Origin of the sequence: Alkalicoccus chagannorensis DSM 18086 (assembly GCF_000429725.1) — a bacterium.
Classification (GTDB): domain Bacteria; phylum Bacillota; class Bacilli; order Bacillales; family Salisediminibacteriaceae; genus Alkalicoccus; species Alkalicoccus chagannorensis.
Window position 1 is genome coordinate 72,514 of record NZ_KE386947.1, and the last position, 8,611, is coordinate 81,124.

At 57.3% G+C, this 8,611-nt stretch carries 7 protein-coding genes and 1 pseudogene; 6 read left to right on the forward strand and 2 right to left on the reverse strand.

Annotated features, from left to right (window positions below; translation table 11 throughout):
• Positions 1-9: 9 nt before the first annotated feature.
• The 5 genes from G477_RS0118205 to G477_RS0118235 all read left to right on the forward strand — a co-directional run bounded on the left by G477_RS0118205 (position 10) and on the right by G477_RS0118235 (position 5,625).
• Complete coding sequence (locus G477_RS0118205) at positions 10-1,392, forward strand: 5'-deoxyadenosine deaminase (protein WP_026699122.1); 1,383 nt, start codon at positions 10-12, stop codon at positions 1,390-1,392.
• Positions 1,393-1,415: 23 nt separating this feature from the next.
• The gene (uraD, locus tag G477_RS0118210; RefSeq protein ID WP_026699123.1) at positions 1,416-1,943 is read left to right on the forward strand and encodes a 2-oxo-4-hydroxy-4-carboxy-5-ureidoimidazoline decarboxylase; all 528 of its coding nucleotides are present in this window, start codon (positions 1,416-1,418) and stop codon (positions 1,941-1,943) included.
• A gap of 40 nt (positions 1,944-1,983) precedes the next feature.
• Positions 1,984-2,919: a factor-independent urate hydroxylase gene (pucL, locus tag G477_RS0118215; RefSeq protein WP_245575581.1), complete on the forward strand. Its 936-nt coding sequence runs from the start codon at positions 1,984-1,986 to the stop codon at positions 2,917-2,919.
• On the forward strand, positions 2,909-3,271 hold the full coding sequence (gene uraH / locus G477_RS0118220; RefSeq protein WP_026699125.1) for a hydroxyisourate hydrolase: 363 nt from the start codon (positions 2,909-2,911) through the stop codon (positions 3,269-3,271). The genes pucL and uraH overlap by 11 nt, the downstream gene beginning before the upstream one ends.
• 1,052 nt (positions 3,272-4,323) lie before the next feature.
• Positions 4,324-5,625: a Y-family DNA polymerase gene (locus G477_RS0118235; RefSeq protein WP_051288256.1), complete on the forward strand. Its 1,302-nt coding sequence runs from the start codon at positions 4,324-4,326 to the stop codon at positions 5,623-5,625.
• Positions 5,626-5,715: 90 nt separating this feature from the next.
• On the opposite strand, the gene G477_RS0118240 is transcribed toward G477_RS0118235, so the two are convergent.
• Both G477_RS0118240 and fmdA read right to left on the reverse strand, forming a co-directional pair.
• Positions 5,716-5,982, reverse strand: a complete 267-nt coding sequence (locus G477_RS0118240; protein WP_026699127.1) for an FmdB family zinc ribbon protein — start codon at positions 5,980-5,982, stop codon at positions 5,716-5,718.
• A 9-nt stretch (positions 5,983-5,991) separates the two neighbouring features.
• Positions 5,992-7,176 carry a formamidase gene (gene fmdA, locus G477_RS0118245; RefSeq protein WP_026699128.1) on the reverse strand — a complete coding sequence of 395 codons (1,185 nt, stop codon included), beginning with the start codon at positions 7,174-7,176 and terminating at the stop codon, positions 5,992-5,994.
• Positions 7,177-8,411: 1,235 nt separating this feature from the next.
• Between fmdA and G477_RS0118260 the strand changes: the two are divergent.
• Positions 8,412-8,611, forward strand: a pseudogene (locus tag G477_RS0118260) (IS110 family transposase); the annotation flags it as partial.

An 8,611-nucleotide genomic window follows, 5' to 3' on the forward strand; every position in this document is an offset into this window, starting at 1 on the left:
AGGAAAATCATGAAAACGACCTTGATCAGACAAGCAGAAATCATCACGATGAATCAGACGGAAGAGACGTTCACCGGGGATGTCTATATCGAAGGAGACACCATCAAAGACATTGGCAGCAGCTTATCCTATCCCGAGGCGGATCACGTCATCGACGCGAAAGGTAAAGTGCTGACACCGGGATTTGTGCAGACGCACGTACATTTATGCCAGACGATCTTCCGCGGGAAGGGCGATGATCTGGAGCTGATGGACTGGCTGAAAAAACGCATCTGGCCGCTTGAAGCGGCGCATGACGAGGAGTCGGTCTACTACTCGGCGATGCTCGGCCTCGGCGAAATGATCCGCAGCGGCACGACGTCGATTGTCGACATGGAGACCGTCAATCACACCGGAGCAGCATTCCGGGCGATTGAAGCCTCCGGCATGCGGGCGCTGTCCGGTAAGGTCATGATGGATAAAGGAGACGAAGTTCCCCGGGCGCTGCAGGAGACCACGACCGGATCGCTGCAGCAGAGTGCCGACCTCATGGCAGCCTGGCACGGCAGAGACAACGGCCGCATCCAGTACGCGTACTCGCCGCGTTTCGTGATCTCCTGCACCGAGGAGCTTCTCCGGGAAACGGCGCGTCTGTCGCGGATGCACGGCACCCGTGTCCACACCCACGCCTCGGAAAACCTCGGGGAGATCGATATCGTCGAAGCGGAAACCGGCATGCGTAACGTCGTCTACCTGGATCACATCGGCCTGGCGACGGACAAGCTGATTCTCGCCCACTGCGTCTGGCTCGATGAACAGGAGCGCCGGATCATTCAAGAGCGCGGCGTCAAAGTCACGCACTGTCCGGGCTCCAACATGAAGCTCGCTTCCGGACGCGCCGACATTCCGGCTCTGCTGAATGCGCACGTCTGCGTCGGGCTCGGAGCCGACGGCGCGCCGTGCAACAACAACCTCGACATGATGAATGAGATGCGGCTCGCGGCCCTCATGCACAAGCCGGACCATGGTCCGACCGCGATGGATGCCCGCACCGTGTTCCGCATGGCGACGATCGGCGGGGCTGAAGCGATGGGGCTGGAGAACGAGATCGGCTCGATTGAAGTCGGGAAAAAAGCGGACCTCGTGCTGCACGACTTGTACGATTTCCATACGTATCCGTCCTACGATGTCGATACCATTTCACGCCTCGTCTATTCTGCAACGCGTGCTGACGTCGTCATGACGATGATCCACGGGCGGATCGTCATGGAAGACCAGCAGCTGAAGACGATCGATAAAGATACCGTCCTGCGCGAAGCAGACAGCTCGATCCGCCGGCTGATCGGGCGTATTCCTGAACTTGCCGGAGCATCGGTACCGGAATACGATCAGCTGTCCAGTCACTCGGGATAACGAGACAAAGAGGGGGAGTCCGCATGTATACCATCAGAGAAATCAACGACATGTCACAGGAATCGTTTATAGAAAGCATCGGTCCGATTTTTGAACACTCGCCGTGGATTGCGGAACGGACGTGGCACCGCGGCCCGTTCGAGGATAAGGCAGCACTCCTGGAGGCGCTGCAGAAGGACATGTACCGCGCATCAGAGGCCGAGCACTTGTCTCTTCTGCGGGCGCACCCCGATCTCGGGACGAAAATGGAAGTCACCAGTGCTTCCCGCAGCGAACAGCAGGGAGCTGGTCTCGATCAGCTGACGACGGATGAATATGACGCGCTGACGAGAATGAATGAAGCCTATAAAGAGCGCTTCGCCTTCCCGTTCATTCTGGCGGTGAAAGGAAAAACGAAGCAGGATATTCTGACAGACATCGAGCGGCGCCGTCATCATACGCTGCAGGTGGAGCGGGATACGGCACTCCGGGAAGTGGCGGCGATTGCCAGCTTCCGCTTGGAAGCACTCGTAGCCGACTCGGCTGCCAGCAGGCAGGCGGGCATGGCGTAAATAGATTAAGTATGGAAGAAAAGAAGGGATGATCGAGAAGATGGATACAGTCAAAAAGAAAACAGCACGGACGATGTATTACGGGAAAGGGGATGTGTTCGTTTATCGGACGTATGCGGCTCCGCTGCAGGCTGAACCGATTCCCGAGTCGCGTTTCACGGGGCGCTCGAATACGATTTTCGCAATGGATGCCCAAGTATCGCTGGAAGGAGAGGCGTTTCTTCCATCCTTTACCGATGGTGACAACAGCATGGTCGTAGCAACCGATTCGATGAAAAACTTTCTGCTTCACTATGCCGGGGAGTATGAAGGGTCGACGATGGAAGGATATTTCTATTACACGGCGTGCCGATTCCTGGAGAAATACGACCATATCGAAGCGGTGAACTTCACCGGGACGCAGCTGCCATTCCTGGAAGCGGAAACCGCCGGCGGCCGCAGTGCGGTCGTATTCGGAGAACAGACATTGAATCGACCGGCCGCCGATGTCCGGGTGGTCCGCGGAGAAGAAGGACCCGTGCTCGAAACGATGCGGGGCGGTGTGACCGATCTGCATCTGATCAAGGTGGAAGGAAGCTCGTTCGCCGGCTTCGTCCGGGATGAGTTCACGACGCTTCCGGAGACGACCGACCGGCCGCTGTTCATCTATTTGAACATCCACTGGACGTATGCCGATCCGGAGACAGCGGTGACCGAATATGTGCCGGCCGAACAGGTGCAGCACATCGCCCAGACGATTTTCGACAGCGAGCATTCCCCGTCGATTCAAAAACTGATTTATGATATCGGTGTCCGGACGCTGGAGCGGTTCCCGCAGTTGGAAGAAGTATCGTTTGAGTCGAACAACCGGACGTGGGAGACCATCCGGGAAACGACGGCCGGCGGCGGGAAAGGTCAAGTATTTACGGAGCCGCGTCCTCCTTATGGTTTCCAGGGATTTGCTGTCCACCGGGAGGACCTCCCGCATGAAGGGTAAACTGACGACCCATGTCCTGGACACGAGCATCGGCCGCCCGGCGGCCGGCATGCGCTATGAACTCTGGCAGTATGACCCTGCCACGGAAGAATTCTGCCTGCGTGCGGAGGGGAGCCTGAACGATGATGGGCGTGCCGACGCCCCGCTGCTCTCCGGCGAAACGATGCGGAAAGGGACGTACGAGCTTCTCTTTCACGTCTACCCGTACTTTGAGTCGCGGGGCGTCATTCAGCCAGACCCCCCGTTCTACCACGTCATTCCCATCAGTTTCGGCATCGCCGATCCGGATGAACATTACCATGTGCCGCTGCTCGTTGCACCGGGCGGCTACAGCACGTACCGGGGCAGCTGAAAAGCTGCCCTTTTTTGAAGTATAAGAATGTATAAGTTTTCATACAAGGTGACGGCGGCTTCGTGCGCTGCGCGGGAAGAAAGCAAACCCCTTTCTTCCCTTGAAAAGCATGCAGCGACGCCGCACGCCGTTCCGACCAAAAGGCGCTCTGCGCTTTTGTTCGGTGATAGGAATGTATATGTTTTTATACAGTACGACGACGGCGTCGCGCGCGGCGTGGGTAGAACGTCTCTAATAGCGTGCAGCGGCACGCGTTCTGTTCTGAACAGCCGGCGCACGCTGTAGATGACTGTTGATCCGACTGGAAAGCGCGTGTGCCAGCGATGGGGTCTTGCCATCTTCTTTACCGGAACGGAGGAGGCTATTTTGTCCCCGTGCAGTACGGGTACGATGGAAGCCGATGTCCTGAAGGAGTACCTGCCATGGGCACCGCCCGTGCAGGAAGCCTTTGTCTTCAAGCTGGAATAAGCGTCACCAGTGGCCGATTGGCCGTATGCCGTTCTTGAAAAAGAGAAAGGTATACGGCTTTTTGGCGTGCCCGAGCAGAAGGCGACGACTCCGACAGGATCCGCGCCGTCTGAAAATCCCTTCTTCCCCGGGAGAGGGGAAGAAGGACTTGAAGACAAGCCCTGCTGAAAGCCCGGCGCGGCAGGCACAGCGCCTGATTTCCGTACGTTTTTTACGCTTACCTATGCAACAGGGTGGAGGAAGATGATGCGGTTTGGCGGCGGGGTTTCAGCGTGAGTCGACAGGGCTGCGTGCATACCTCGACGTACCTCTTGCCTCGTGTGGCGAGGTTGTAGCCGTGTGGCGGGCTTTTTCTTTGGGGCGACAGCCTTTCGCCGCGGGGCGTCGAGGTTTGGGGGTCCGGGCGACAGGCTTTGTCTGCCGAGTCGACGAAGTTTCCACACGTATTCTTTGACGCTTCCTTTCGAACAAAAGGCGCTCTGCGCTTTTTGTTTTTTAAGAACGTTTGTTCGATTTCTCTTCTGGGTATACGTAGAGTGTGGTACAATAAATGCGAACGTATATTCTGATATGAGGTGATGAGGATGGAACAGCGCGCTTCCCACCAGGTGCTTTGTGCGGACATGAAGAGTTTTTACGCGAGCGTGGAAGCCGTCGACATGGGGCTGGACCCGCTGACAACGAAGCTGGCGGTCGTCGGGGATGTAAACCGGTCCGGCAGTGTCGTCCTTGCTGCGACGCCGGCGATGAAAAAGGAGCACAACATCCGGACCGGCTCCCGCCTGTTTGAAATCGAGAACATCAACGACAGCAGCATCCATGTCGTACAGGCACGGATGCGTCGTTACCTGGAGCAGTCAAACCGGGTGACGGACATCTACCGCTCCTACGTGCCGGAAGAGGCGCTGCACGTCTATTCGGTGGATGAAAGCTGGCTCACGCTCGACGGAACCGAGCACCTCTGGGGCGGCGCCTGGAAAACAGCTGAATCGATTCAGCGCCGACTTCTCCGGGAAATGGGACTGACGGTGACGATCGGCATCGGAGAAAACAAGTTCATGGCTAAAATGGCGCTCGACATCTATGCGAAGAAGCACGGAATCGCCGAGACGACCGGCGGTCAGTTCGCTGCCCATTTTCACCATCTGCCGCTGCGGGAGATGTGGGGGATTGGAGAAGGGATTGCTTCAAGAATGGAGCGCCGTCTCTGTTATACGATCGGCGACCTGGCGGCTGAACCTGTGGAGGTGCTGGAGAAGGAATTCGGCGTACTCGGGCGGCAGGTGTGGCTGCAGGCGCACGGCATCGATGACAGTCCGGTCTTCTACGACCCGGAAGCGCCTCCGGATGTGGCTTTTTCCTTTGACCGCGGCAGCAGCAACGCCGGCATCAAATCGGTCGGCCGTGGGGTGACGCTGCTCCGGGACTATGCGCGCCGGCCGGAAATCCGTCAGGTCATCCGCGACCTGGTCGAAGAAGTGGCCGAACAGCTGCGGAGACGGAAACTGATCGGCCGGACCGTCCACCTGTCCATGCGCTACAGCCGGGAGACGGCGGGGCGCGGGTTCTCGCGGCAGAAATCCTTTCATCAATTCTGGACCAACGATGTCGATGATCTTTACCTGCAGGCGCTGGCACTCTTCGATACGTATTATGCCACCCGTGCTGTCGTCCGGAAAATCCGCGTGTCCGTCAGCGGACTGGCGCCGGAATATGAACGGTTCTCCTTTGATGAGAAGCGCGAAAAGAAAAAGCAGCTGTGGCGGACGATGGATGCGGTGAATGAACGGTACGGGCGGGGGACGATCCGCACGGGGGCCGGCTTCACGAAAGCGAGCATCCAGGAAACCCGCAGTCGGAAAGTCGGCGGGCATTACTCCGGCTGATGAGAAATGAGAAAGCTCCGGGAGGCACGTGGTCCTCCGGAGCTGTAGGACGTAATAGGATGCGTGCCGGCGGAGAACCGTGGCTGAAGGTTATACCTGCCACGGCCGTCCATGCGGCACGGATTTGCGGATCGGCGTGGAGGGCAGCTGGTTCCGGGAGACGATCCGGGGCTCCATGCCCTGCTCCATCCGCTTTTTCACACTGCTGTCCATGCGGAACGTATAAACCGGCTTAAACTGCCGGCGGGCGATATGAAGACAGACCGGGCAGAGGGCGTGTGATTTCGGCCCTCTGCTGGACTGGTGCCACTGCGTAAACTCTCCGCAGCCGCCGCAGAGAAACGTATAGTTTGGCAAACTCCTCACCTACTTCTTCGGAAAGACATCCTGATTCACGAATATATCTTTCGGGATTGCCACGGTGGCGCAGGCATTCGGGATGTCCACGACCCCGCTGAGGCGGCCTTCCACCGGCGCCGTACTTAACAGCATGTACGCCTGCTCCCCGGTGTAGCCGAGTGTTTTCATGTAATCGATCGCGTTGAGACAGGCCCGCCGGTAGGCGATATTCGCATCCAGGTACGTCTGCTTTCCACTTCCTTCTTCCACGGAAATACCTTCGAACACGATGTAATCCGTATAATGAGGCTCGACCGGACTCGTTTTGAAAATCGGGTTCGATTTGATCTGGTATTTTTCCATCCCGCCTTTGATCACATCCACCTGGAGGTCAATCCAGCCGGGAATTTCGATACCGCCGCAGAACGAAATTTCGCCGTCCCCCTGAGAGAAGTGCAGGTCGCCGACGGACAGCTTGCCGCCTTTCACGAACACAGGAAAATAGACGCGCGAGCCTCTCGTCAAGTTCTTGATATCGCAGTTGCCTCCGTTTTCCCGGGGAGGAACGGTGCGGGCACCTTCTTTGGCGACACGGTCGAACTCTTCCCCTTTCAACTGGCCTAGTACGGCACTGGATGGGTCGGGAAGGTTGGCAAGCGGCGGCACCCGGTTCGGGTCTGTATCCACGAGCTCCTTCTCCCGCCGGTTCCATTCGTCGAGCATCTCTTTAGACGGCGCGGTGCCGATCAGCCCGGGATGAATCAAACCGGCGAACGAGACGCCGGGGATGTGGCGCGATTCGGCATAAATGCCACGAATGTCCCAGATGGATTTGTTGGCTTCCGGATAATGATCCGTCAGGAAGCCGCCGCCGTTTTCGCGCGCAAAAATCCCGTTGAATCCCCATTCTGCCTCTGGAAAGACACCGATATCGAGAATATCGACGACGAGGAGGTCGCCCGGCTCGACGCCGTTGACGTGAACCGGTCCGCTGAGTACGTGAACGCGGTTCAAATCTACGTGCTTGATGTCCGAAGGGTCGTCATTGTCTGAGATCTGTCCGTCTGTCCAATCGAGACATTCCATCCGGAACGATTCTCCTGGTTCGACAGAGAAAGCCGCCGGAATATCGGGGTGCCACCGGTTGTGTCCCGGGACATCCTGTTTGTCCATTTTTTTCGTAATGTCGACGTGGAATTTGGTTTTTGGCACTGCTCATCCCTGCTTTCTTTTGATTTTTGGTCATCAATCAAAAAAATCAGCCGGCAAAAGGCAAGAGGCAAACGGAACGGAGCTGCTGAACAATGAGGAATCGGGGGGAGAATCACCTCCTCAGCGAACGAACGGATGGAAAGAAGAAACAAAGAAGCACAACAATAGGTTGAGCTTAGCACCAACGACAGAAGCAGTCAATGGAAAGGGGCGCACAATTTTGAAAATTCTATTTATTTTGAGTGGAGAGTAGGGATAGACGATGACTTGGTGCTCTGCTGTGTCCGCTCCGATTCCAAACGACGGGTATGATCGATAACCTCCGTACCTTCGATGGACTTTTTTCCAGCGGCTGCCCGGGCAGCCGGAGACCGGAAGGAGCTTGGGTAACGGAAGGTTTTCGGGTTGTGGGAGGGGATATCGGCGGCTTGCGCCCGAAGCGCCGCTGGCGGGCTCCGAGCGTCCGAGCCCGGCGGCGGAACGTCCGCTGCGTCTTCCGAAGTGACCGCCCAGAGCCGATAGGGCCGCTGGTGCGGCTGCAGCGTCTGCTTTGGCCGTCCTTGCGTCCGCCCACGGCCGCGCTGCGTCCGAGCGGCCGGCTGCAGCGTCCGCTCCGGTTCCAAACGACGGACATGATCGATAACCTCCGTGCCTTCGATGGACTTTTTTCCAGCGGCTGCCCGGGCAGCCGGAGACCGGAAGGAGCTTAGCTAACTGGAGGTTTTCGGGTTGTGGAAGGGGATGTCGGCGGCTTGCGCCCGAAGCGCCGCTGGCGGGCTCCGAGTGTCCGAGCCCGGCGGCGGAACGTCCGCTGCGTCTTCCGGAGTGACCGCCCAGAGCCGATAGGGCCGCTGGTGCGGCTGCAGCGTCTGCTTTGGCCGCCCAAGCGTCTGCCCCCGGCTGCGCTGCGTCCGAGCGTCCGACTGCAGCGTCCGCTCTGTATCAAAATTGGTGACACGCAGCTCCTTTCCTGAAGTCGCCGCAGCCAAAAGAGAATCGGCTGCGATAGGAAGACGGATACAGCCCACTTCTCAAGCACGTCCTCCCTTAAGAAAAGCAAAATCACGCCGGAGAGGCTTCTCCGGCGTGATTGGTCCTTCTTAAAGTATAAGAAAGCATTCCTGTATTGAAGTAATTTGGGGTTTGTCAAAAAAAGAGCCCTCCTGGTAGGATACAAGGTGTCCAAAGCTGATCAGCGAAAAGGACCCCTAACTACTTCCAAGGAGGACTCACGAATGAATTATAACCGAAACGAAAACATCAAGCAAATCCATTCAGAGACATTGATTATCGGTGTTGATATTGCGAAAAAAACCAACTACGCCCGGGCTCAGGATGACCGCGGTATTGATCTTGCCGAAGCCTTTCGGTTCGATAACAGGTATTCTGGATTCCGTGCTTTGTTGGAATGGGTGACTCAACTGAAAACATCGTT

Coding starts and splice junctions, on each gene's coding strand:
- pucL (WP_245575581.1), top strand. CDS start 1,984: ATGGATACAGTCAAAAAGAAAACAGCACGGACGATGTATTACGGGAAA.
- uraD (WP_026699123.1), top strand. CDS start 1,416: ATGTATACCATCAGAGAAATCAACGACATGTCACAGGAATCGTTTATA.
- G477_RS0118205 (WP_026699122.1), top strand. CDS start 10: ATGAAAACGACCTTGATCAGACAAGCAGAAATCATCACGATGAATCAG.
- G477_RS0118235 (WP_051288256.1), top strand. CDS start 4,324: ATGGAACAGCGCGCTTCCCACCAGGTGCTTTGTGCGGACATGAAGAGT.
- uraH (WP_026699125.1), top strand. CDS start 2,909: ATGAAGGGTAAACTGACGACCCATGTCCTGGACACGAGCATCGGCCGC.